This window comes from Haloimpatiens myeolchijeotgali (genome assembly GCF_042688525.2).
GTDB lineage: Bacteria > Bacillota > Clostridia > Clostridiales > Clostridiaceae > Haloimpatiens.
Genome location: NZ_JBHWAB010000001.1, coordinates 3248172 through 3272450, shown reverse-complemented (window position 1 = coordinate 3272450; position 24279 = coordinate 3248172). Strand labels below are relative to the sequence as shown.

Below are 24279 nucleotides of genomic sequence, written 5' to 3'. Positions count from 1 at the left end.
TAGGAGGAAAAATTATGGAGATTTTAAATCAAATTTCAGAATTATTACAAAAGGGAAATGCACCAAAAGTAAAAGAATTAGTGCAAGAATCATTAGAAAATGGAGTAGCACCACAAGAGATTTTAAATAATGGTTTGTTAGCAGGAATGAATGTGATAGGAGATAGATTTAAAAGAAATGAAGCGTATGTTCCAGAAGTACTTATTGCTGCAAGAGCTATGAATATAGGTATGAAAGTATTGGAACCAGCACTTATGAGTGAAGGAGTTAAGTCTATTGGTAAGGTTTTAATAGGAACTGTTAAAGGTGATTTACACGATATAGGAAAAAATTTAGTCATAATGATGATGAAGGGAGCAGGTCTTGAAGTAGTAGATCTTGGAGTAGATGTACCTGCAGAAAAATTTGTTGAAAGAGCAGTAGAAGAAAATGCTGATATTGTTGCTATGTCTGCACTATTAACTACAACTATGGGTCAAATGGAAGAAGTAATAAATGAATTTGAAAGAAAAGGAGTAAAAGACAAATTCAAGTTTATGGTTGGTGGAGCACCAATAAATGATAATTTTGCAAAACAAGTTGGAGCTGATTATTATACTCCAGATGCTGCTACAGCTGCAGAGGTTGCTAGATCTATAGTATGTGCTTAAAGGAGAATATAGCATATGAAGCAAAAAATTAAATTATATTTTATAACAGGATTTTTGGGTTCGGGAAAAACTACATTGATGAACAAATTAATTGGACACTTTAAAGAAAATAAAATAGGAGTTGTAGTTAACGAATTTGGAAAAGAAGGTATTGATGGTGAGAGAATAAAAAATTCTCATATTGAATTAACTGAGATAAATAATGGTTCTATATTCTGCTTATGTTTAAAGGGAACATTTATAAAAGAACTAGGAAATATTTCTAAGTTGCCATTAGAATATGTTTTTGTAGAATCATCTGGATTATCAGATCCAATAAGTACACAATTGATATTGGATATTATAAATAAGGAATATGGAGATGTATATGATTTTCAAGGAACTATTACTTTAGCTGATAGTACTAATCTATTAGAACTTATACAGGTAATTCCAGCAGTTGAACGTCAAATTCAATATACAAATTATATAATAATTAATAAATGTGATTTAGTATCCAAAGAAAGATTAGAAAATGTTAAGAATAAAGTTAAAGAGATTAACAAAGATGTAAACTTAATAACTACAAGTTATTGTAAGCTTCCAGATGCTATTTGGACAGAAATAAGTGGTTTAAAAGATGAATTTATGAATAGTTCAGAGGCATTTGACATTAATAATAAAGCAAATTGCTGTACAAATACTCCAGAAAATAAGCCTCAGAATTATGTTTTGACTTGTAATAATAAATTAAATAAAATCGATTTTGAGAATTTTTTACGAGATGTATGTAAGTATGTATATAGAATTAAAGGTGATGTGTTATTAGACGGGGAATGGATGCAGATAGATGCAGCAGGCTCTAATATTAGCATTGTTCCTACTGAACGTATTCACCATCAATCTAAAATTGTGTTAATTACGGCTGTTAGAGAAGAAAATCAAGAAGTAATTAAAAAGAATATTGAAGATTTATGGAATAAAAATTTAAAATGCGATATTGTATTTGGATAATAATTTAAATACAGGAGGGATTTAACTATGACAATGAGTGGCTATGAGATGATAAAAAGAAATGTTAAATTTGAAGATCCTGAGAGAATAGGATTAAGATTTACATCTTTAGGTGTAGGAGATGTATTTAGAATATATACTCAAAAACCAAGAGCTATAAGGCAGTCATGTGAAGAACCATGTATGACTAAAAAAACAAGAACTATTCCAGGAACAGTAGATGAATGGGGATGCAAATGGGAATCAAATGAAGAGGTTAAAGATGGAGGAACTAAAAATAGTGATTTAGGTCAGCCAACAACATTTCCTATAGTAGATTGGGAAAAAGATTATGCAGATTATAAAGTACCAGATCCATATGCAGAAGGTAGATTTGATGGATTAGAAGAAGCATTAAGTAGACCAGAAGCACAGGGAAAGTGGATACAGTTAAATAGTCCATATTGTATATTTGAACGTCTTCACTTTCTAAGAGGATTTGAAAACACGCTTATGGATTTATATATATACAAAGATCAAATAGAAGACCTAATAGACAAATTAACTGATTATCAGATAGGTATTGTAAGGCAGGCAGCAGAACTAGGAAAAGGTAGAATTCATTGTTTTGATACAACTGATGACTGGGGAACTCAAACAGGCCTAATGATAAGTCCTGATATGTGGAGAGAACTGTTTAAACCAAGATATAAAAGATTAATTGATGAAATACACAAAGCTGGTATGGTTATCAGATTTCACACTGACGGAAAAGTTAATGATATTTTAGAAGATTTTGTAGAAATAGGTGTTGATATTGTAAATATTCATCAACCTCAATTATTAGGTATAAAAGAAGTTGGAGAGAAGTTTGCTGGACGTATTTGTTTTGAAGCAGCCGTAGATATTCAAGATACTTTACCTAAAGGAGATAAAGGGTTAATAGAACAAGAGGTAAAGGATTTAATTAAATATTGGGCAACACCTCATGGAGGTTTAATAGGAGTAGAATATAGATATTTAAGTGTAATAGGAGCTAAACAAGAAGATTTAGAATTTGCATATGAGTGTTTCAAAAAATACGGAAATTTAGAAGAAAAAAGATAATATTTTATAGGCTGTTGATATTTTATCAACAGCCTATATTACTAAAGAAGGGGTGGTATTGTGCAAATAGAAAATAATAATACACAAATTGATTTAGTATTGGAAAAAGCGAAAAAAGGAAATGGACTATCTAGAGATGAGGCATTATTTTTATTAAAGGAAATACCAACTTCAGGAGAAAAATTTGAATTGTTATTACATACAGCTGATTATTTATCAAGAAAACAATTTCAAAATACTGGAGAGGTTCATGCACAAATAGGTTTGAATTGGGATAAGTGTCAAAACAATTGTCAATTTTGTATGTTTAGTGAAGAACTACATAAAATAAAACAAAGCAAATGTTTAAGTGAAGAAGAAGTAGTAAAAAGAGCTATAGAGTTTGAAGAAAAAGGTGTAGGATCTATTTCATTGATGTCCACAGCAGATTATGATTTTGATAAATATTTAAAAATGGGTAAATTAGTAAGTGAAAATCTTAAAAATAGAACTCCACTTTTTGCTAACTGGGGGGATATTGATTTTGAACAAGCTAAAGCTATAAAACGTGCTGGATTTACATATTATTATCATGCATTAAGATTAAGAGAAGGTGTGGTGACCAAGATAGATCCTTCTAAGCGAATAGAAACTATTAAAAATGCGCATGAAGCAGGTCTATTAGTGGGATCATGCTTAGAACCAATAGGACCTGAGCATACGTATGAAGAGATGGTAGATTTATTAGTAATCATGAGAGATTTAAAGATTTCATGGATGGCAACTATGAAAAGGATTAATGTTGAAGGGTCTCCACTACAAAAGTATGGGGAAATAACTGATGAAGAATTTGCAAAAATTACAGCAGTAACTCGTCTTTTTTATGGTAAAACTATATTTACAATGGCGGCTCATGAACCTTTAGCAATTAATTTAAGAGCTGGAGCTAATTTTTTAGTTGCTGAAATGGGAACAAATCCTCGTGATAAGAATGTAGAGACATTAGATAGCCGTGGATGGGATGTAGATTCATGTACGAAATTCCTAGAGCAACATGACTATAAGGTATATAAAGGATCAGTTAATAAGAGATATTTAAAGATGAGTTATATTAATGAAAATTTCACTCATTTGGAAAGATTGTTATTGAATTGTAATGCTGAATGATGTTTTTCATACAGAGAAACTATCTATAATTAATTTAAGGTAAGTTCTATTTATACTGTGAAATTTAAGTTATATAATATAAACGGTTAACGAGTATATGCTTTGATAATTATTTTAATGTAGTTATTATGTATTAAATCAATATACAAATTGCTAGCGCAGTAATACCCGTTCCATTTAATAGGTAAAAAACAACGCAGATTGCTGCGTTGTTTTGTTATCTATAACATAATAAATAGTATAAATTATTGTTTGGAGTATATTGAACAAACGTTCAATAATAAAATAAATATAGACAAATGTTCTGCAAGCTGATATAATAAAATTAACAAATAGAAAGATTAAGAATATTCTTTAAGAGGTATTCTATAAAACACTAAAGAGGAGGTTAAAGTAATGGGAATTGTAGCATTTTTCCAAGAGTTTGTTAATAAGTTTTTAGGGCAGGCTCCATTATTACTTGGTACTGTAGTATTTATAGGTTATTTATTATTAGGTAAGAAATTTTACCAGGCATTATCAGGATTCATTAAAGCTTATGTAGGTTTTAAAATTTTACAAGTAGGTACTGGCGGTTTGGTGAAAACGTTCTCCCCAATTATTAACAGTTTGACACATACATTTGGGATAAAGGCTTTTGTAATTGACCCATACTTTGGGCAAACATCAGCTCAAGAGGTTTTACAATCTTTTAATTCACTTCAATTTACCGGATACGTAATGTTACTTGCATTTATGTGGAACATAATATTAGTAGCTTTCAGAAAACATACCAAGATAAGATCTTTATTTATAACAGGACATGTAATGTACCAACAATCAGCTGTATTATTATGGGCTCTTTTCTGGGTACTTAGAGGTACTGGTACTGTTGTTACAACACCAATGATTATTGTAACAGGATTATTAATTGGTACGTACTGGTCAGTAATGTCAAACTTGATTATTGAAGCAACTCAAGAGGTTACAGATGGTGCTGGATTTACAGTTGGACACCAACAAATGTTTGGTACTTGGTTAGCATATAAATTTGCTAAAATCATTGGAAACAAAGAAAAATCAGTTGATAATGTAAACTTACCAGGATGGCTATCAATCTTTAATGATAATATTGTATCAAATGTAGTTTTAATGACATTCTTTGTAGGTACAATAATGATAATCATTGGACCTTCAGGATTTAAATATGATGCTAATAAATATTGGTTTGGAACTTATATTTTTGAAACTACTGCATACTTCGCAGTATATATAACAATTATCTTAACAGGTGTTAGAATGTTCGTTGCTGAGTTAACAGAATCATTCCAAGGAATTTCTAATAAAATCCTTAAAGGATCAGTTCCAGCAGTTGACTGTGCGGTTACATTCGGATTTGCACCTAATGCTCCAACTTATGGATTTATATTTGGTTTCTTCGGACAATTGACAGCCATTACAATTTTAATTCTGTTAAAGTCACCAATATTGATACTTTCAGGTTTTATATGCTTGTTCTTTGATAATGGAACATTAGCAGTATTTGCAAATAAAGCAGGTGGACGTAGAGCAGCAACAATTATTCCTTTCTTATCTGGAATAATACAAGTAATGGGATCAGCTTTAGTATTAACAGTATTAAAAGACAATCCAAATGTTATTGGATGGATAGGTATGTTTGACTGGGCAACATTATGGTCAGGTACTACAGTATTAACTAAAGCGTTTGGTATAGTTGTACCTATTGCATTGATAGGATTACTATTAATCATACCACAATTACAATACAGACGTAATTCTAAAAATTACTTCACTACTATGAGAGAAGAACAATAAGAGTTTTAAGATATAAATGAATCCTAATTTTAAAGTTGGGATTCATTTCAATTATGTATTCAATTTTGTTAGGAGCAAAATAACTTTTAATGCAGATAAATGATCTATTGTGTAACACAAATATAGAGTAAAAAGTATAAATAAGGAAAATTTTTTAATAAGGGAGTTAAGTTGCTATGTATAAACTTGCAGTATTTGATTTAGATGGAACATTACTAAATGATCAACATGAGATTTCTAATGAGAATATAGAGGCATTAGAAAGACTTAAACAAAATGGATGTAAAGTTGCTATTGCAACAGGTAGAACTGATTTGCTTGTAAAAGAATATGCAAAGAAAATAAAAATTAATGGGCCTGTAATCGCTTGCAATGGTGCGCTTGTTAGAAATCCATTTACTAAGGAAGAAGTTTTTAAAAGGATTATACCACAATCAGAAGTGAAAAAAATTATAGATATATGTAAAAAAGATGATCATATGTTTATGGCTTATTCAAAAGAATGTATATTATCAACACAAAATTATAGGGCTAAATATTATGAAGAGAGAAACAAAAAGTTAGATTTAGATTGTAAAGTAAAAATTATAATAACAGATGATGCGAAATATATTTCATCTAATTTTGAAATTAATAAAATACTTATTATTGAAAATAACGAAGAAAAATATAACGAATTACCTCAAAAATTACAGGGAGTTTCAGGAGTTACAATCTGCCAATCAAGTACTGGCTTTATGGATATAATGCCAAAAGGGACAAGCAAGAAAAATGCGTTAGAAATGTTAGCTAAGTCTGAAAATATAAGTAGATCTGAAATTGTTGCTTTTGGTGACAATTACAATGACATAGAAATGTTGGAATATGCGGGTTGTGCTATTACCACAGAAAATGGTGTTGACTCTGTAAAAGAGATAGTTGATTATATTTCTATTGATAATAATAAAAGTGGAGTTGCATATGCTATAAAGAATCATTTAGGGATATAAAAAAGAGTTTTGTTTTTTTACTTAGGAAGTTGAGTTACTGTAATTATTAGATTATAGAGAAAGAAATAAAAAAAATGAACAGATGTTCAAATTAAACATAATATATTGACATATGTTCATGATAAGGTTATCATTAAGACATAAGGTAGATTAAATTTGGAGGTGCAGATAATGATAGCAGGATTTGAATTAACTAAAGATTTTATTCAATTTGAAAAGGAAGTTAGTAATTGGGAAGAGGCAATAATAAAATCAGCTGAACCATTATTAAAACAAGGTTTAGTTGAACAATCATATATAGATGCCATGATTAGTTCTGTTAAAAAACATGGCCCATATATTGTAATAGCTCCAAATATTGCAATGCCACATGCAAGACCAGAAGCAGGTTCTAAGAGTGTAGGTTTTAGTGTTTTAAAATTAGAAAAGCCTGTTGCATTTTCAGAAGCTGAAGAACATAAAGCTCAATTGTTGATAGCACTATCATGTGCAAACTCTAATACACATTTAGAAGTTTTACAATCACTTGTAACAATTTTATCTGATGAAGAAAAACATAATCTTATTTTTAGTGCAAAAAATGCTGAAGAAATGTTAAAAGCGTTTGTTTAATAGATATATTACGGAAGTTAAATGCTAGGAGGGAAAAACATGAGTAAAGTAGATGAAATAACAAGAGAGAAATGGATAATGAGTACATTCCCTGAGTGGGGAACATGGTTAAATGAAGAGATTGAACAAGAAGTAGTAAAGCCGGGAACATTTGCTATGTGGTGGTTAGGATGTACAGGAATATGGGTTAAGACTGAAGGGAATGCTAATATATGTATTGACCTTTGGGTTAAATCTGGAAAAAGAACAAAGAAAGATCCACTAATGAGAAAACAACATCAACATCAACGTATGATAGGATGCTTAAAATTACAACCAAATTTGAGAAATGTACCAGTTGTATTAGATCCTTTTGCAATAAAAGAGTTAGATGCACTTTTGGCAACTCATGATCATGGTGATCATATAGATCCACATGTAGCAGCAGCAATAATGCAAAACTGTGATGATAGTGTTCCATTTATAGGACCACAAGCTTGTGTTGATTTATGGATAAGCTGGGGAGTACCAAAAGAAAGATGTATAGCAGTTAAACCAGGAGATACTGTTAAAGTTAAAGATACTGAAATTGTTGTTCTTGAATCATTTGATAGAACAGAGTTAGTAACTGCTCCTGCTGGAGTAACTTTAAAAGATAAAATGCCTCAAGATATGGATAAATTAGCTGTTAACTATTTAATTAAAACACCAGGTGGTAACTTATATCACAGTGGAGATTCACATTATTCAAACTATTATGCAAAACATGGAAATGATCATAAGATTGATGTTGCACTTGGATCATTTGGAGAAAACCCAAGAGGTATGACTGATAAAATGACTGCTGTTGACATTTTAAGAATGGCAGAGTGTTTAAATACAGAAGTTGTTGTTCCAATACACCATGATGTTTGGACTAACTTCCAAGCAGATCCTAATGAAATCTTAGTTTTATGGAACATGAGAAAACATAGATTGAAATACAATTTTAATCCTTATATATGGCAAGTAGGAGGAAAATTTGTTTATCCAACTAATAAAGATGACTTACAGTACAACTATCCAAGAGGATTTGAGGATGCATTTGCTATAGAACCAGATTTACCATTTAAGTCATTACTATAAGAGATCATTATTAAAAATACTAATATAAAAAAATAGATAATTCGATAAAAAGGAGTGGTTATTGTGTTAAAAGTTTTAGCAGCATGCGGTAATGGAATGGGATCAAGTCTTATAATTAAGATGAAAATTGAAAAAGTATTAAAAGATATGAATATAGAGTGTAATGTTCACCATGCAAGCGTTGGTCAAGCAAAAACTGAAACAAATAACTTTGATTTAATATTAGTTGGAAAACCTTTCGTAGGAGAATTTAAAGTTACTGGAGATACAAAAGTAATAGGTCTTGTAAACTTACTTTCAGAAGATGAAATACGTAACAAGGTAAAAGAAGCATTAGGACTATAGAATAAAAAGAAAGATTTATAACATAAAAACGGTTATTATACATTTAGCAGGAAATAATTTTCCTTACATCAATTTTAGATAGCTGCTTATGTAATAAATAACCGTTTTCCAATATCAAAATAAAACTTAGCGGAGGTATTATTATGGAACCAAAATTACAAGTAGCATTAGACAATATATCATTAAAATCAGCAATGGAATCAATTAGAGAGATTGGACACATCATTGATGTTATAGAAGTAGGAACTATTCTTCATGTTGCAGAAGGCTTGGAACCGGTTAGATGTTTAAGAGCTTTATATCCTGAAAAGATTATTCTTGCAGATATAAAGGGTGCTGATGCAGGAAGTTTACTTGCAAAGCAATGTTATGGAGCAGGAGCAAACTGGATGACAGTTATATGTTGTGCAGAAATACCAACTATGGCAGGAATGCTTAATGTTGCAAAAGAGTTTGGTGAAGATAGAGATGTTCAAATTGAGCTTTATGGTGACTGGACATGGGAACAAGCTCAAAAGTGGAAAGAAGCAGGATTAAAACAAGTTGTATATCATAGATCTAGAGATGCTCAAGCAGCTGGAAAAAGCTGGGGAAGTGAAGATTTAGAAAAAATAGGAAGATTATGCGATATGGGATTTAAAATAACAGTTACTGGTGGTTTAACTGTTGAGGATATTAAATTGTTTAAAGATTATCCTATATATTGCTTTATAGCAGGTAGAAGTATTCGTGATGCAGAGAGTCCAGAACAAGCAGCAAAATCATTTAAGGCTGAGATCAAAAAATATTGGAGTTAATTAATATGATTGATTTGAAGAAAAATCCAATTGGTATTTATGAAAAAGCAATACCAAACAAGTTTAATTGGGAAAAAAAGATAGAAGTTGCTAAAAAAGCAGGATTTGATTTTATAGAAATCTCAGTTGATGAAAGTGATGAAAGATTAAGCAGGTTAGAATGGACTGACGCAGAACGACAAGAATTAAGAAAACTTTTAAAGAAAAATAACTTTCACATAAGATCTATGTGTTTAAGTGGTCATAGAAGATTTCCGTTTGGAAGTAAGGATGAAGCTAAAAGAAATAGAGCATATGAAATAATGGATAAAGCTATTAAGCTTTCTGAAGATTTAGGAATAAGAAATATACAATTAGCAGGATATGATGTTTACTATGAAGATAGTGATGCAGAAACTAAAAAAATGTTTATTGATGGTTTAAAATATTCAGCTAAGGCTGCAGCTAGAGCTAATATTATGTTGTCTATTGAAATAATGGATACAGAATTTATTGGCACAATATCTAGATGTTTAGAATATATTGAAGAGGTCAATTCGCCTTGGTTGCAAATTTATCCTGACTTAGGGAATTTAACACAGTGGACAAGCACTCCATCATTAGAGTTGGAGAAAGGTTTTAATCACATTGTTGCTGTGCATTTAAAAGATACAAAACCAGGTGTATTTAAATGTGTACCATTTGGCGAAGGAACTGTTAATTTCCCTAAATTGTTAAAAAAACTATCAGAGTTATGCTATACAGGTCCTTTTTTAGTTGAAATGTGGGCTGATAATGAAAAAGATTATACAATTGAAGAATCAATATGTGAAATCAAAAATGCACGACTATGGTTAGAAGAAAGAATGGGAGATGATTCTAGCAATGTTGGATAAATTAAAAGAACAAGTTTTTAAAGCAAATTTAGAATTGGTAAAACAAAATTTAGTAATATATACATGGGGTAATGTTAGTGGTATTGACAGAGAAAAAGGTTTAGTAGTTATTAAGCCAAGTGGTGTTAGTTATGATGAAATGAAAGTTTCTGATATGGTAGTTGTGGATTTAGATGGAAATATCGTAGAAGGTGATTTGAATCCTTCATCAGATACTGCTACACATTTAGCTTTATATAGAGCTTTTGAAAATATTGGTGGAGTAGTTCATACACATTCAGAATATGCTACATCTTGGGCACAAGCTGGATGCGATATTCCAAGTTATGGAACTACACATGCAGATTATTTCTATGGAAATATACCTTGTACAAGAAAATTAACAAATGATGAAATTAACAATAATTATGAATTAGAGACAGGAAATGTTATAATAGAGACAATAAGGGAAAGAAATTATAAGTCTTTAGAAATGCCTGGAGTAATTGTTTGTAATCATGGGCCTTTTGCTTGGGGTAAAAATCCTAAAGAGGCTGTTCATAATGCAAAAGTATTAGAAGAAGTTTCAAAAATGGCTTTTAGAACTGAAGCTATAAATAAAGGAGCTAAATCTATTGATAGTACTTTACTTGATAAGCATTATTTGAGAAAACATGGTTCAAACGCATATTATGGGCAGAAGGCAAAATAAATTTTTAGAATGGTGATAATATGCAAAATGATGAACGTCAATTATTAATAGATGTATCAGTTATGTATTATTTAGAGGGTATGACTCAAAATGAAATAGCTAAAAAGTTATTTCTTTCTAGGCCTAAAGTTTCAAGATTGCTTAAGAAGGCAAGGGAGCTTCATATTGTTGATATTAACATAAATTATGAAAGTGATTCTCTTGAAAGTCTTAAGAATAAGATAAAAAATAGATTTAATGTAAAAAATATTGAGATAGTAAAAACATTATCAAATTATAAAGATACACTTGAAGAAATTGGAAAGACAGCATCTAAAGTACTATTATCAGAGATTAAAGAAGGAATGACTGTAGGAATTTCATGGGGAAACACTATAAGAAGTACAGTTTCTCAAATGAAGAATAAAAAAATTGATAATGTAAAAATTGCTGAGCTATTTGGTGCTTTTAGTTATGACATGGGTGATGCTGATATGCTTAGCAATGCTACAACTCTTTCTAGTAAAATAGGAGGAAGATTATATCCACTTCCTGCTCCCCTTTATATAGAGGATCCATCAACTAGAGAGATTTTGATTAACAATCCTGTTATAAAAAATTCTTTAAATATGATTGAAAACTGTGATTTAATACTTACAGGTTTAGGTTCAATTGATGGAAACTTTAATCAACCTATATGGGATATATATGTTGAAAATGATATGAAGGGAAAAATAAAAGAAAATGGCGGTATTGGATTTTTATGTGCTCATTTTTTTGATGAGAATGGTGAATTTTTAGATATAGATATAAATAAAAACATCATTGGAATAAAAACGGAAAGCATAAAAAACAATAAGATTATGTTAGTTGCAGGTGGAAAGAAGAAGGGTAAAGCCCTTCATGCAATATTAAAAGGTGGATATGTAGATACACTTGTTACAGATGAAAAAACAATAAAATATGTTTTAGAATTAGCAGATAAACACTAAAAAGGGCAATGTTGCCCTTTTTTTTATGGGGACGTTCATTTTTTATGTAATAGATGCCTTTGTTCTTATTTTTTTAGGTTTTCTCTAGCATAAAGATCACAAAGAGTATTTTCAAAATGGTCAGAGTGACCTTTTACCCATTCAAATTCAATATATTTATTATCAGTTAACATATCGAAAAGTTTCCAGTTATCTATATTTTTCACTGTTTCACCGTTAGCAGTTTTCCATCCATTCAATTTCCAACACATTATCCATTCAGTTAATCCTTTTCTGACATATTGACTATCCGTTATAATTCGTATTTCACTTATGTCTTTTAAAATCTTTAATCCACTAATGGCAGCATTAAGTTCTGTTTGACAACTTCCACATTCATGAGTTTTTTCAGAATACATTTTATAATTTCCTTCTAAATCTTCAATTATGATACTATATGCTCCTTTATTTTTTTTATCACAAAAGCTTCCATCTATATACATTTTGTATATTTTATTTTTACCTTTAGATAGTGTATAACTCTCATTTTTTCCGTTTTGCTTATCTAGAACAACTATTTTAGTTCTATCATTAAAAGATGCAACATCTTTTTCATCTCTAAAAGCGAAAGTTAATTCAAATCCAATAAAATATGTATTTGGACGTTTATTATGAAGTAATTTTCTTAATTGATACTCATTTTTCTTTAAATAATCAGTCAAATTGTTGTTAGTTAGAAAGTTCAGGTTTTTTGTAAATGGGTTAAATATTATATGGACTTCTTCATTTTTATTAAAAATCTTTATTTTAAAATTATCATCATTTTTATTAATAATTTTCATATGAAAAACTAACATTTTCATGAATAAATCCCCTTTTTAGTATTTTACTTAATTATAGCATGTATTTCATATATAGTTATATGAACGAATGAAATTACATTGAGATAAATACTAAATATTAAGTGTATGAATTAAATTTTTATTATTGGGCAAATCATAATTTTTTTAAAAATTTATTGTTTTAAAGTTAAGTAAATTCAGTGTATAACAAGTTTATGTAAAATGTAAACATATAAATTTATAATTTTTATCTTATATGGTTTGAAAAAGTATGCATTGTGTAAAAAAGATTTAAAAAAGTTTTTCATGTAATATATGTTTTTGTTCTATATGTAGTTATACGAAAAATTAGAATTACATTGAGGTAAGTATTGAATATCAAGTGTGTAGACTAAATTTTTTATTTAAAGATTCATAAAAAAATGTCGATAAATATAATGTAGTTGTATAAAAATGTAGAACAAAGCATAAATAGGAGGCAAAACAAAAGATGAAAAGAATTAAAAGTATAAAAACATATATGATTGTATGTTTTGGTGTTTTATTAGTTGTTGTATGTGCAGGATTGGGAATTATATCTCAGCAAAATGCAAAAAAAGCATTGATTAATACTGTAAACTTAACTTTAAAAGAAACAGCTAAACAGGCCACTGTTGCAATGGAGATAGCTGTAAAAAACCAGATAAATGCTTTAGAACAGATGGCACAAAATGATAAAATTGTTGATGAAAAAATTCCTAGTGATGAAAAAATTAATATACTTTCTCGCGAGTCAAAAAGAAGTGGACATTTAAGAATGGGTATATTTGATATAAACGGTACAGCAAGAATGACAAGTGGCAAAGTATTGAATTTAAAAGATAAAGAATATTTTCAGAAAGCTCTTTCAGGGACAACTAATGTAACTGATCCATTTGTTAGTAGAGCAGATGGATCAGTTATTGTTGCGTATGCTACTCCAATTAAGAAAAATGATAAAGTAGTAGGTGTGTTAGTAGCTATAAGAGATGGAAATGTATTTAGTAATTTTATGGAAAATATTAAAGTTGGTAAAACTGGAAGTGCATATATGTTAAATAGAGAAGGAACAACTATTGCATATAAAGATAGAAAAGCAGTTAATGAGGGATTAAATGAAATAAAAAAATACCAAAATGATCCTAAGATGAAAGAATTATTGGAAATAGAAAAAAGGATGATAAAAGGTGAAATTGGAACAGGACAATATGCTTATGATGGAAAAGAAAAGTTTGTATCTTATGCACCAATTAGAAGTACACAATGGTCTATTGGTGTTGATATAGATAAACATGAAGTACTATCAGAACTTGATAGTTTAAATTTATATGTAGGTGTAGCATCATTAATATTTATGGTTATTGGTATGATTTTAGTTATATTAATTTCTAATAGTATAACAACACCTATTAAAGTAGCAGTAAATAGATTAAAAATTATAGCAAGTGGAGATTTTACAACTGAGGTTTCAAGAAAGTTTATGAAAAGAGAAGACGAAATTGGTGATATGGCAAAGGCACTCCATGAAATGCAGTCATCAGTTACAGCAATGATTGAAACTATAAAAGACAATTCAAATAATATTGATATACAGTCTGAAAGTTTATCATCTGCTGCACAAGAAATGTCAGCATCATCTCAAAATGTAGCAACAGCTATTGAAGATGTGGCAAAAGGAACAGGTGAACAAGCTGAAGATTTAATGAATATTACGGGAATATTAAGTGAATTCAGTGGTCAGTTAGATGAAATGGTAAGGTCTATAAAAGAAATTGAATTAGGAAATAGAGAAATAAAATCTATGGCAGATGGAAGCAATAAGGATATGGAAAATGTAATTGATTCAGTAGGCAAAGTTAATGAAACATTTAATGAATTAATTTCTAAAATAAAAGGTGTTGGAAGTGGTATAACAAAAATAAATGAGATAACAAATCTTATAAATAGTATATCTGAACAAACTAATTTATTGGCTTTAAATGCAGCAATTGAGGCAGCTAGAGCAGGAGAAGCAGGGAAAGGATTTTCTGTAGTTGCTGAAGAGATTAGGAAGTTAGCAGAACAGAGTAAAGAGTCATCAAAAAATATTGGTGATATAGTTAGAAGTATTTCTAAAGACACAGAGGTAATGGTTGATACTACGAAAATTGTTAAAAATGAATTAAAAGATCAAAAGAAGGATATAGATACAGCAATGAATTCTTTTGAAAAAATAACAAAAGCAGTGGATGAAATAAATCCTAAGATTGAAAATACTAATAAATCTGCTGTAAGTTTAGATGATAGGAAAAGACTTATTTTAGAAAAGGTGGAAGGTGCTTCAGCAATTTCAGAGGAAGTTTCAGCTTCATCAGAAGAAATATCAGCTTCATCTGAGGAAATGAATGCAACTACTGAAGAAGTTGCAGCTTCAACACAAGTATTGAGTAATATGACAAAAGAAATGATGAAAGAAGTTAATAAATTCAAAATAAATAGTAATAAGTAAACAAATTATAAATTTTTTGAAAGAATTTATTGGCTTAAAGTTACATAAATTTAATGAATAATAGGTTTGTGTAAAATTGTAATATGTAAATTTATAATTTCTACCTTACGTAGGTTGAAAAAGCATATATTGTGTAAAAAACATTTGAACAAGGTTTTTTATGCAATGTATGCTTTTGTTATTACAAAAATGTAAGGTAAATATAAAAAATGTAATGTATTTCGATGGTTGATGTTTTAGAGAAATTATATAATAAATATGTAAGGTCAAAGAATTAAAGAAGGGGGAGCTACTATGACAATATTAAAGAGTTTTTTAGATAAATTAATAAATACAGATGAGATAGAAGAAATAGAAGAGATTAAAGAAAAAGAGGATGTTATAGTTGATAATAAAGAGGATTTACAAAAAGCACAAGTACTACAGATGTTAATTAGTATGCAAAATAGTATAAGTATATAAAATATTAAGAAAGTCTTAATAAAAAATTAAAGAATTTCTATTAAAATATATATAAAGAGATATGATTTAATAAAAATAAAAATTAATAAAAAGTAAGTATATAAGAGAATTTTAAAGAATATAGAGGGAGGCAAAAAATGGACGGAGCATTAAAGGAAATAATAGGATTTTTAGTGATTTTAATTAGTGTTGTTATAGGTATATTTATAAGTGAGGCAAGGCGAAGAGACAATATTAAATGGTTATTAGGATTATTGTGTATTTCATTTACAGGATTTTTTATATTAATATCTTAGGAACAGTTCATCAAACTTTTGAGAACTGTTCCTTATTTTTTTATAAAAATAGTAAAATGTTTTCATGGATTTGTTACTAGTAACTTTCATTTTGATTTAGATATTCATTACTAACCTTAAATTACTAGTTAAGATTTATCGAAAAATGTCGATAAATCTATTAGAATTGTCAAAAAATTTCGCAAATACTAAGATGAGCAGGAGGAGTAGTATGAAAAAGATTAAAAGCATAAAAACATATATGATTGTATGTTTTGGTATTTTATTAGTTGGCGTATGCGCAGGATTAGGTTTTATATCTGAACAAAATGCCCAAAAAGCTTTAACTAATACTGTAAATCTAACTTTAAAAGAAACAGTGAAACAGGCCTCTGTTGCAATGGAGACAGCTGTAAAAAACCAAATGAATGCTTTAGAACAGATGGGACAAAATGATAAAATTGCGGATGAAAAAATATCTATTGAAGAAAAACTTCAAATACTTTCTCGTGAATCAAAAAGAAGTGGACATTTAAGAATGGGCATATTTGACAAAAATGGTTCGGCAAAATTTACAAATGGAACTGAAAGTAGTTTAGGTGATAGAGAATATTTTCAAAAAGCTCTTTCAGGAATAACTAATGTAACTGATCCATTTGTTAGTAAAGTAGATGGATCAGTTGTCATTGTATATGCTGCTCCTATTAAGAAAAATAATAAAGTTGTAGGGGTATTGACAGCTATAAGAGATGGAAATGTGTTCAGCAACTTTATAGAAAATCTTAAAGTTGGTGAAAGTGGAAATGCATTTATGATAAATAAACAGGGTATAACTATTGCACATAAAAATAGAGAATTAGTTGTTAATGCAGAAAATGTTATTGAACATGCTAAAAAAGATACTGATTTGAAAGGATTAGCAGAAATACATCAAAAAATGATAGGTAGTGAAGTTGGAACAGGAGAATATTCATATAATGGTGAGGATAAGTACGTAGCGTATGCACCAATGAAAAATACAGGGTGGTCTATTGGTGTTGCTATAAATAAAAATGAAGTACTAGCAGAACTTACTCATCTGAAGCTGTATGTTATTGTAGCATCATTGATATTTATAGTTATCAGTATAATTTTAGTTATAATAATTTCTAATAGTATAACAAAGCCTATTAAAGCATCAATAAATCACTTGAAATTTATAGCGAGTGGGGATTTTACTAATGAGGTTCCACAGAAGTTTATGAAAAGACAAGATGAAATTGGTGATATGTCAAAAGCAGTTGATGAAATGCAATCATCGGTTACATCAATGATTCAAACTATAAAAGATAATTCAAATAATATTGATATGCAGTCTGAAAGTTTATCATCTGCTGCACAAGAAATGTCATCTTCATCACAGAATGTAGCAACAGCTATTCAAGATGTAGCAAAAGGAACAGGTGAGCAGGCAGAAGATTTAATGAATATTACAGGAATATTAAATGAGTTTAGTGGACAGTTAGATGAAATGGTAAGGTCTATAAAAGAAATTGAATTAGGAAACAGAGAAATAAAATCCATGGCATATGGTAGCAATAAAGACATGGAAAATGTAATTAATTCAGTAGGCAAGGTTAATGAAACATTTAATGAATTAATTTCTAAAATAAAAGGTGTTGGAAATGGTATAACAAAAATAAATGAAATAACAAATCTTATAAATAGTATATCTGAACAAACTAATTTATTAGCTTTAAATGCAGCTATTGAGGCAGCTAGAGCAGGAGAAGCAGGAAAAGGATTTTCTGTAGTTGCTGAAGAAATTAGGAAGTTAGCAGAACAGAGTAAAGAGTCATCAAAAAATATTGGTGATATAGTTAGAAGTATTTCTAAAGACACAGAAGTAATGGTTGATACTACGGAAATTGTTAAAAATGAATTAAAAGATCAAAAACAGGAAATAGATACAGCAATAAGTTCTTTTGAAAAAATAACGAAAGCAGTGGATGAAATAAATCCTAAGATTGAAAATACTAATAAATCTGCTGTAAGTTTAGATGATAGAAAAAGACTTATTTTAGAAAAAGTGGAAGGTGCTTCAGCAATTTCAGAGGAAGTTTCAGCTTCATCAGAGGAAATAGCAGCTTCATCTGAAGAAATGAATGCAACTACTGAAGAGGTTGCAGCTTCATCACAAGTATTAAGTAATATGACAAAAGAAATGATGGCAGAAGTTAATAGGTTTAAAATAAACAATAATAAGTAAAAAAAATTTAATTAATAAAGGGATGGTTCATTCTTTTTATCTATTTATATAGTAAAAGGAAATGAATTGTCTCTTTTTGCATTTAAGATTAAAATAATGAACCGTCCCCCTGTAATGTTTCATATATATATATTGATATGAAACATTACAGGGGGAATAAAAATTAATGAAAAAACGAATTAATCCAATTAATAAGGGAAAATCAAAAAATAAGATATTTATATAGGAACTATTTGAGAACTTTTAAAACATTAATATATTTAGGAGTGTTAAATGTGCGTATTTTATTTTTAGAAAGTCATCCTATGTGGATTTATGGACTTCCTAGAGGATTCCAAGATATAGGACATAAAGTTTTGATATCTAGCATATCAACAAAACGAAATCTCTACAATAAGATTTTGAAATATAAACCTGATTTAGTATTTTCAATGGGATGGACCAAGGAACATTCTAAGGAAAAACAAAGTTGGTTAAAAAAGTACCTCAAAAAAGCAAAAATTCCTCATATATATTGGGCAACAGAAGATCCAACACATACTAAAACATTCACATTACCATTGATTAGAAACAGTAAAATAGATTTTATTTTCACTATTTGTCCTTCTATGGTAGATTTTTATAAAAAGATGGGTATTAATTCAGCTCATTTAGATTTTGCATATCAACCAGGTACACATTATAAAACAAAATCTGAACTTAAATATGCAAAACCTATAGCTGTAGTTGCTAATGCATATCCACATATTCTTAAAAAATATACTAATCATTATAGAATTCAATCTATTAAAACACTAATCAAACCTTTGATCAAAAAAAATATTCGTGTTGATTTTTGGGGAAAAGATTGGGATAAGATGAGAAATATACTTCGATATAAAATACCTAATAGATGGATACATGGATATTTAGATTATATAAAAGCTAACAAAGTATATAGTAGTTCGGATATAATATTAGGTTTGCAAAATCATGAAACTCAGCTTACTCAAAGAACTTATGAAATATTAGGATCACAAGGATTTTTAATAACATCTGATACAAAAGAAATAAGGCGATTGTTTAAACCAGGATATGATTTAGTCGTTTCATCTTGTGCAGAAGAGACTGTGGAATTAGTAAAATATTATTCAAAGAAACCTGATGAAAGAGAAAAAATAAGAATTAAAGGAAATAAAACAGTGGAAGAAAATCATACCTATAAGCACAGAGCACTATATATTATGGACGTATTAAAAAAAGAAGGAATAATAAGGAGTACAATATAGGAAAATGTAATAAATATTATATAATTCAACTTTCGCAGATGAAAAATAACCGCTACGGGAAATGATATCTTGCTCAGAAACCTTTCACTTCAGTAACAAGTTCTAAGCTTTACTCATATTGAAAAAAAATTTTTTAATTAATATTCCGTAGGAATCAGTAATTAAAAAATAACTTTTTTCAAATTCGTAAAGCTAAGAACTTGTAAACTTTGTTCAAATGTTTCTTACGCAATATATCATTTACCTTAGCTAAGCAGTATTTTTTACTGCGAAAGTTGAGTGAATAATTAATAATTAAGGAAATTTTGCCTTGAGGCAAAATAACTAATATATAATTAAAGATTTTGCTAAAGCAAAAATCAACCTTAACTGTCTTCTATAAATTGTTAACTATTTTAACGATATATGGATTTCTTTTTAGTTGTACGTATATAATTAGTTATTTTACTAATGGTTATAAATTTAAAATCATGTTTTTTTAACTTAGGTATAAATGTGTTACAAGCAGATGCGGTAGCTTGGCTGTGGTTGTGCATAAGAATGATAGAGCCATTTACTATTGAGGATAAAATTCTATCTACAATAACATCGGAAGGGGGGAGTTCCCAATCCCTTGGATCTATAGTCCATTGAATAGTATATTTATAACCCATTAATCCTAAAATTTTAAGAACTTCATTATTAAATGAACCATAGGGACACCTAATTAAAGGCTTTGGACTAATATTGGTGATGTTTTTTATTAATCTTTCTGTAATAGTTACTTCTTTTATAATTTCATCTCGTGTTAATTTTGTAAAATCACGATGACTGTATGAGTGATTTCCTATTTCGTGATTTTCATCCACTATTTTTTTAACTAACCAAGGATAACATTCTGCCCATTGTCCTGTTATGAAAAATGTTGCTTTTATATTATGTTTTTTTAAAACATTAAGAATTTCTAATGTTGCTCCTTTACCTTTTCCACCACAATCATAAGTAAGAGCAATTTTTTTCGATTTTGTAGGATATTTTAAAATAACCGATGAAGACAAATTTGATTTATGTGAATTTTTTAGAAGCATTTATTACACTCCTTTTAAATATTCTTAATATAGCATATTCAATATAAAATAGATAGGGACTATCTTATATGGTATACACTGAAATGTATTGAATTTCATAGATTAATAGTAAAGGTTGGAAAATTATTATTAATAATGTTTCTATTAGGAGGAAAATAATGTGTGTAGATATGAAAACAGCAATAGATTTAGAAAAGTTGAAGTTAGCAGTAATTGTAGATAGTATAACTAAAAAATGTTTAAGTTATGAATGTACAGTTATAGCATTGGATAGTAATTGGTATATCAAACAAATAGAAAAATATAATCCTGATTTGTTATTAGTTGAAACTGTAACCAATAATAGTGCATGGGAAAAACAATTATTATCTTTAAGAAACGATAATAACAACAAGTTAAAAGATTTAACTGAATGCTGTAAAAAAAATAACATACCTACAGTATTTTTTTATAAAAATGGAGTAAAAGATATTGAAAAATATATAAAGATAGTTAAATTGTTTGATTATGTATTTACAATAGATACAAAAAGTTTTAATAGATACAAGAAAATATTAAACAATAATAATATATATATGTTATTTAACAGTATACAGCCTGCTATTCATAAACCGTATTTTTGGAATAAGAGCAGAGAAAAATCATCGTTTTTTAAAAGTATAGATAAAAACAGTATTGTAAATAATTATATAAATTATGATTGGAATATTATAAATAGGTTGATGAATAAAAATAGATATACAGAAGTAGCTAAAGAAATTTTTGAAATAATAAGTGAAGAAGTAAATATTATAAATGCTTATATATATGGAGTTAAAGTATTATTTAATAGTACAAGGTTTCGTAGATTAAATAAAATTATTAAAGATAAGGAAATTAGTGATAGATTAGATGCATTAATTTTGAGAGAAGTATTAAATAAGTACACATATAAGAATATGCTTGCTGAAATTATAGAAAAGACAAATATTAAGAGTAACATAGATTATTTACCAGGTGTATCTATTATTATTGGTACTAAACGGCCATATTTTATGAATAATGTCTTTGAAAATTTTTCAAGGCAAAATTATAGAAAAAAAGAACTTATAATTGTTTTAAATAATAATGAAATGGACATTAAAAAGTGGAAGGAAAAAGCAAAATTTTATGGGGATAATATTAAAGTTCTTCAAATAGATGAGAAATTTTTTTTAGGTGATTGTTTAAACTATGCTATTGAAAATTCAAAGTATGAATTTATTTCAAAATTTGATGACGATGACTTTTATAATTGTGAATATATAAGGGATTTAATGAATTGCTTTAAATATACTAATGCATCAATAGTAGGTAAACAAGCAGCATATTTTTATTTTGAAAAAAATAACTCTCTAGCAATAAGAAATTCTAATGAAGAATATAAATTTGTAAAAATGGTAATGGGATCAACAATAACTTTTAAAAAAAGTGGCATAAGAAATACAAAGTTTCTTCACACATCAAAAGGAGAAGATTATAGATTTTGTATTCAAAATATAGAAAAAGGTGTAAAAATATTTTCCAGTGATAGATTTAATCATACTGTATGTAGAAGAGAAGATGTTAAAAGTCACACTTGGCGAGTTAGTAAAAAAAAGTTGATGAGAGAATGTGAATTTATTAAATATACAAAGGACTTCAAAGATTATGTTGGTATTTAGAAGTATATATTGGGGACGGTTCATTAATTTTTACTACTTAACAGTGAAAATCAACTCATTTACTTAAATAATTCAATTTTTGCAGTAAAAAAATACTGTCTAGCGCAGCGAATATTTTTATCTGAGAAAGTTGAATTAAATAATTAACTAAAAACAGGGGAAATGGTAATTTTTTTATAGATATAGAGTTGAAAATAATAAATTGGAAGATAAAAAGATGAACCGTCCCCGTATTTTTTATTAAAAGTGGTTAATAAAGTGGTATAAAAATGATATAATATATTGAATGTGATATAAAATATTAACTAGAAAATATAGCACTAATATTAATAAAAATATAAACGTAGAAAAAATACAAAAGAATTTTCACAATAGTTTTAAATAAGAAAATAATAGGAAAACCTAAAATGAATAATAGAAAAAAAGGAAGGTATACATATATGCGTTGGATTGAAGTTAGAAAGAGTAGAGGTATAAATGGTAGTGTTTCAATATTAGGTTCCAAAAATAGTTCTCTACCAATAGTGACTGCATGTTGTTTGTCAGATGAAACTGTTGTTTTGAAAAACGTTCCCTGTATTTCAGATATTCAAGTTATATACGATATAGGTAAAGATATTGGAATAAATGTAATGCAAAAAGAAGATAGTGTTAAAATAGATGCATCAGGAATTACTACGGCTGATATAGAACCTAAAAAGTCTTCAAAGTATAGAGCTGCGTATTATTTTGTTGGAGCATTATTAGCAAGACAAAAGAAAGTTTCAATTGGATATCCAGGTGGAGATAATTTTGGATCTAGACCGATTGACCAACATGTAAAAGGATTAGAAGCATTAGGTGCAAAATTTACTTTCTTAAAAGATTATTATACTGTAGAAGCTGCCAAACTTACAGGTGCGGATATTTATTTTGATGTGGTAACATGTGGAGCTACTATAAATGTATTATTAGCAGCTGTTTTAGCAGAAGGAAGGACAACCCTTAGAAATGCAGCAAGAGATCCAGAAGTTGTAGATTTAGCAATATTTTTAAATAAAATGGGAGCTAAGATTAAAGGTGCTGGAACTGATACAATTATTATAGACGGAGTGAAAAAATTGGAAGGTACACAACACTCTATTATTCCAGATAGATTAACTGCAGGAAGTTTTCTTATGAGTGTGGGTATTACATCAGGAAGTGTTGTTGTAAACAATGTAATTCCTGAACATTTAATGCCATGTATTGAAAAACTTGAAGAAGCTGGAATACAAATAGAAACAGGAGATAATTTTGTTAAAGCTTCCTCAGATGGTAATATTAAAGGAGTTAATGTAAAAACAGGAATGTATCCAGGTTTTCCAACAGACCTTCAACAGCCAATTACTTCTTTATTAATTGGGTCAGATAGTCATAGTATTGTAGTGGATAATGTTTATCCTAATAGATTTAAACATTGTATTGAATTAAATAAAATGGGTGCAGATATAATTATGAGGGAAGGAAATGTGGTAGTTCCTGGTAGAAAAAGTTTAAAAGGTGCTTGGGTTCATGCGTCAGATGTAAGAGCGGGAATAGCATTAATACTGGCAGCATTAGGTGCAGAAGGAACTACAAGAATTACTGGTATAGAGCATATTGAAAGAGGATATGAAAATATTGTAGAAGATTTTAGAGAATTAGGTGTTGATATTGAAATATGTGAGGATAATAGCATTTCAACACCATCAGAATATGCACTTTAATCTTCAATGTAAATAAAATACATAAATGTTAGAATACTTTTTAAAAATTTCTATAGAAATTTTTTAGAATTTTTGGGGACAGTTCATTATTTTTATTTAGTTAGACAGTAAAAATTATGAACTGTCCCTTTATTTGTATTAGATAAGTG

The 24279-nt window shown here is 28.6% G+C and carries 22 protein-coding genes; 20 read left to right on the top strand and 2 right to left on the bottom strand.

Annotation, left to right across the window (positions count from 1 at the left end):
* Positions 1–14: 14 nt before the first annotated feature.
* The 13 genes from ACFIJ5_RS14600 to ACFIJ5_RS14540 all read left to right on the top strand — a co-directional run bounded on the left by ACFIJ5_RS14600 (position 15) and on the right by ACFIJ5_RS14540 (position 12074).
* A complete protein-coding gene (locus ACFIJ5_RS14600; protein ID WP_379808322.1) occupies positions 15–650 on the top strand; it encodes a corrinoid protein in 636 nt (211 codons plus the stop codon).
* 15 nt (positions 651–665) lie between these two features.
* A complete protein-coding gene (locus ACFIJ5_RS14595) occupies positions 666–1643 on the top strand; it encodes a CobW family GTP-binding protein (protein WP_379808320.1) in 978 nt (325 codons plus the stop codon).
* A 27-nt stretch (positions 1644–1670) separates the two neighbouring features.
* Entirely contained in the window at positions 1671–2729 is a 1059-nt protein-coding gene (locus ACFIJ5_RS14590; protein ID WP_379808318.1) for a uroporphyrinogen decarboxylase family protein, read from the top strand.
* A gap of 60 nt (positions 2730–2789) precedes the next feature.
* Positions 2790–3875, top strand: a complete 1086-nt coding sequence (locus ACFIJ5_RS14585; protein WP_379808316.1) for a radical SAM protein — start codon at positions 2790–2792, stop codon at positions 3873–3875.
* 396 nt (positions 3876–4271) lie between these two features.
* On the top strand, positions 4272–5690 hold the full coding sequence (locus tag ACFIJ5_RS14580) for a PTS ascorbate transporter subunit IIC (RefSeq protein ID WP_379808314.1): 1419 nt from the start codon (positions 4272–4274) through the stop codon (positions 5688–5690).
* A 176-nt stretch (positions 5691–5866) separates the two neighbouring features.
* The gene (locus tag ACFIJ5_RS14575) at positions 5867–6679 is read left to right on the top strand and encodes a Cof-type HAD-IIB family hydrolase (RefSeq protein WP_379808312.1); all 813 of its coding nucleotides are present in this window, start codon (positions 5867–5869) and stop codon (positions 6677–6679) included.
* A gap of 171 nt (positions 6680–6850) precedes the next feature.
* Positions 6851–7291, top strand: coding sequence for a PTS sugar transporter subunit IIA (locus ACFIJ5_RS14570; RefSeq protein WP_379808310.1), 441 nt, complete (start codon positions 6851–6853; stop codon positions 7289–7291).
* Positions 7292–7330: 39 nt separating this feature from the next.
* On the top strand, positions 7331–8395 hold the full coding sequence (gene ulaG / locus ACFIJ5_RS14565) for an L-ascorbate 6-phosphate lactonase (RefSeq protein WP_379808307.1): 1065 nt from the start codon (positions 7331–7333) through the stop codon (positions 8393–8395).
* Positions 8396–8458: 63 nt separating this feature from the next.
* The gene (locus ACFIJ5_RS14560; RefSeq protein ID WP_379808305.1) at positions 8459–8740 is read left to right on the top strand and encodes a PTS sugar transporter subunit IIB; all 282 of its coding nucleotides are present in this window, start codon (positions 8459–8461) and stop codon (positions 8738–8740) included.
* 143 nt (positions 8741–8883) lie between these two features.
* Positions 8884–9537, top strand: coding sequence for a 3-keto-L-gulonate-6-phosphate decarboxylase UlaD (locus ACFIJ5_RS14555; RefSeq protein WP_379808303.1), 654 nt, complete (start codon positions 8884–8886; stop codon positions 9535–9537).
* 5 nt (positions 9538–9542) lie between these two features.
* A complete protein-coding gene (locus ACFIJ5_RS14550; protein WP_379808301.1) occupies positions 9543–10412 on the top strand; it encodes an L-ribulose-5-phosphate 3-epimerase in 870 nt (289 codons plus the stop codon).
* Positions 10402–11103 (top strand): L-ribulose-5-phosphate 4-epimerase, encoded by a 702-nt coding sequence (araD, locus tag ACFIJ5_RS14545; protein ID WP_379808299.1) that lies wholly within the window; start codon positions 10402–10404, stop codon positions 11101–11103. The genes ACFIJ5_RS14550 and araD overlap by 11 nt, the downstream gene beginning before the upstream one ends.
* A gap of 20 nt (positions 11104–11123) precedes the next feature.
* Positions 11124–12074, top strand: a complete 951-nt coding sequence (locus ACFIJ5_RS14540) for a sugar-binding transcriptional regulator (protein WP_379808297.1) — start codon at positions 11124–11126, stop codon at positions 12072–12074.
* A 65-nt stretch (positions 12075–12139) separates the two neighbouring features.
* Here ACFIJ5_RS14540 and ACFIJ5_RS14535 read toward each other — a convergent pair whose 3' ends face one another.
* Positions 12140–12916, bottom strand: a complete 777-nt coding sequence (locus ACFIJ5_RS14535; protein WP_379808295.1) for a ribonuclease H family protein — start codon at positions 12914–12916, stop codon at positions 12140–12142.
* A gap of 469 nt (positions 12917–13385) precedes the next feature.
* Between ACFIJ5_RS14535 and ACFIJ5_RS14530 the strand changes: the two genes are divergently transcribed.
* The 5 genes from ACFIJ5_RS14530 to ACFIJ5_RS14510 all read left to right on the top strand — a co-directional run bounded on the left by ACFIJ5_RS14530 (position 13386) and on the right by ACFIJ5_RS14510 (position 19654).
* Entirely contained in the window at positions 13386–15401 is a 2016-nt protein-coding gene (locus ACFIJ5_RS14530) for a methyl-accepting chemotaxis protein (protein ID WP_379808293.1), read from the top strand.
* A gap of 294 nt (positions 15402–15695) precedes the next feature.
* Positions 15696–15863, top strand: a complete 168-nt coding sequence (locus ACFIJ5_RS14525) for a hypothetical protein (protein WP_379808291.1) — start codon at positions 15696–15698, stop codon at positions 15861–15863.
* Positions 15864–16000: 137 nt separating this feature from the next.
* Positions 16001–16159 (top strand): hypothetical protein, encoded by a 159-nt coding sequence (locus ACFIJ5_RS14520; protein ID WP_379808289.1) that lies wholly within the window; start codon positions 16001–16003, stop codon positions 16157–16159.
* Between the two features lie 211 nt (positions 16160–16370).
* A complete protein-coding gene (locus ACFIJ5_RS14515; protein WP_379808287.1) occupies positions 16371–18386 on the top strand; it encodes a methyl-accepting chemotaxis protein in 2016 nt (671 codons plus the stop codon).
* A 275-nt stretch (positions 18387–18661) separates the two neighbouring features.
* A complete protein-coding gene (locus ACFIJ5_RS14510; RefSeq protein ID WP_379808285.1) occupies positions 18662–19654 on the top strand; it encodes a CgeB family protein in 993 nt (330 codons plus the stop codon).
* Positions 19655–20049: 395 nt separating this feature from the next.
* On the opposite strand, the gene ACFIJ5_RS14505 is transcribed toward ACFIJ5_RS14510, so the two are convergent.
* Entirely contained in the window at positions 20050–20721 is a 672-nt protein-coding gene (locus tag ACFIJ5_RS14505; RefSeq protein ID WP_379808283.1) for a polysaccharide deacetylase family protein, read from the bottom strand.
* Positions 20722–20879: 158 nt separating this feature from the next.
* Here ACFIJ5_RS14505 and ACFIJ5_RS14500 point away from each other — a divergent pair, with 158 nt between their 5' ends.
* Together ACFIJ5_RS14500 and murA are read left to right on the top strand one after the other, a co-directional pair.
* Positions 20880–22403 carry a glycosyltransferase gene (locus ACFIJ5_RS14500; RefSeq protein ID WP_379808281.1) on the top strand — a complete coding sequence of 508 codons (1524 nt, stop codon included), beginning with the start codon at positions 20880–20882 and terminating at the stop codon, positions 22401–22403.
* Between the two features lie 407 nt (positions 22404–22810).
* Positions 22811–24130, top strand: coding sequence for a UDP-N-acetylglucosamine 1-carboxyvinyltransferase (murA, locus tag ACFIJ5_RS14495; RefSeq protein WP_379808279.1), 1320 nt, complete (start codon positions 22811–22813; stop codon positions 24128–24130).
* Positions 24131–24279: the final 149 nt, after the last annotated feature.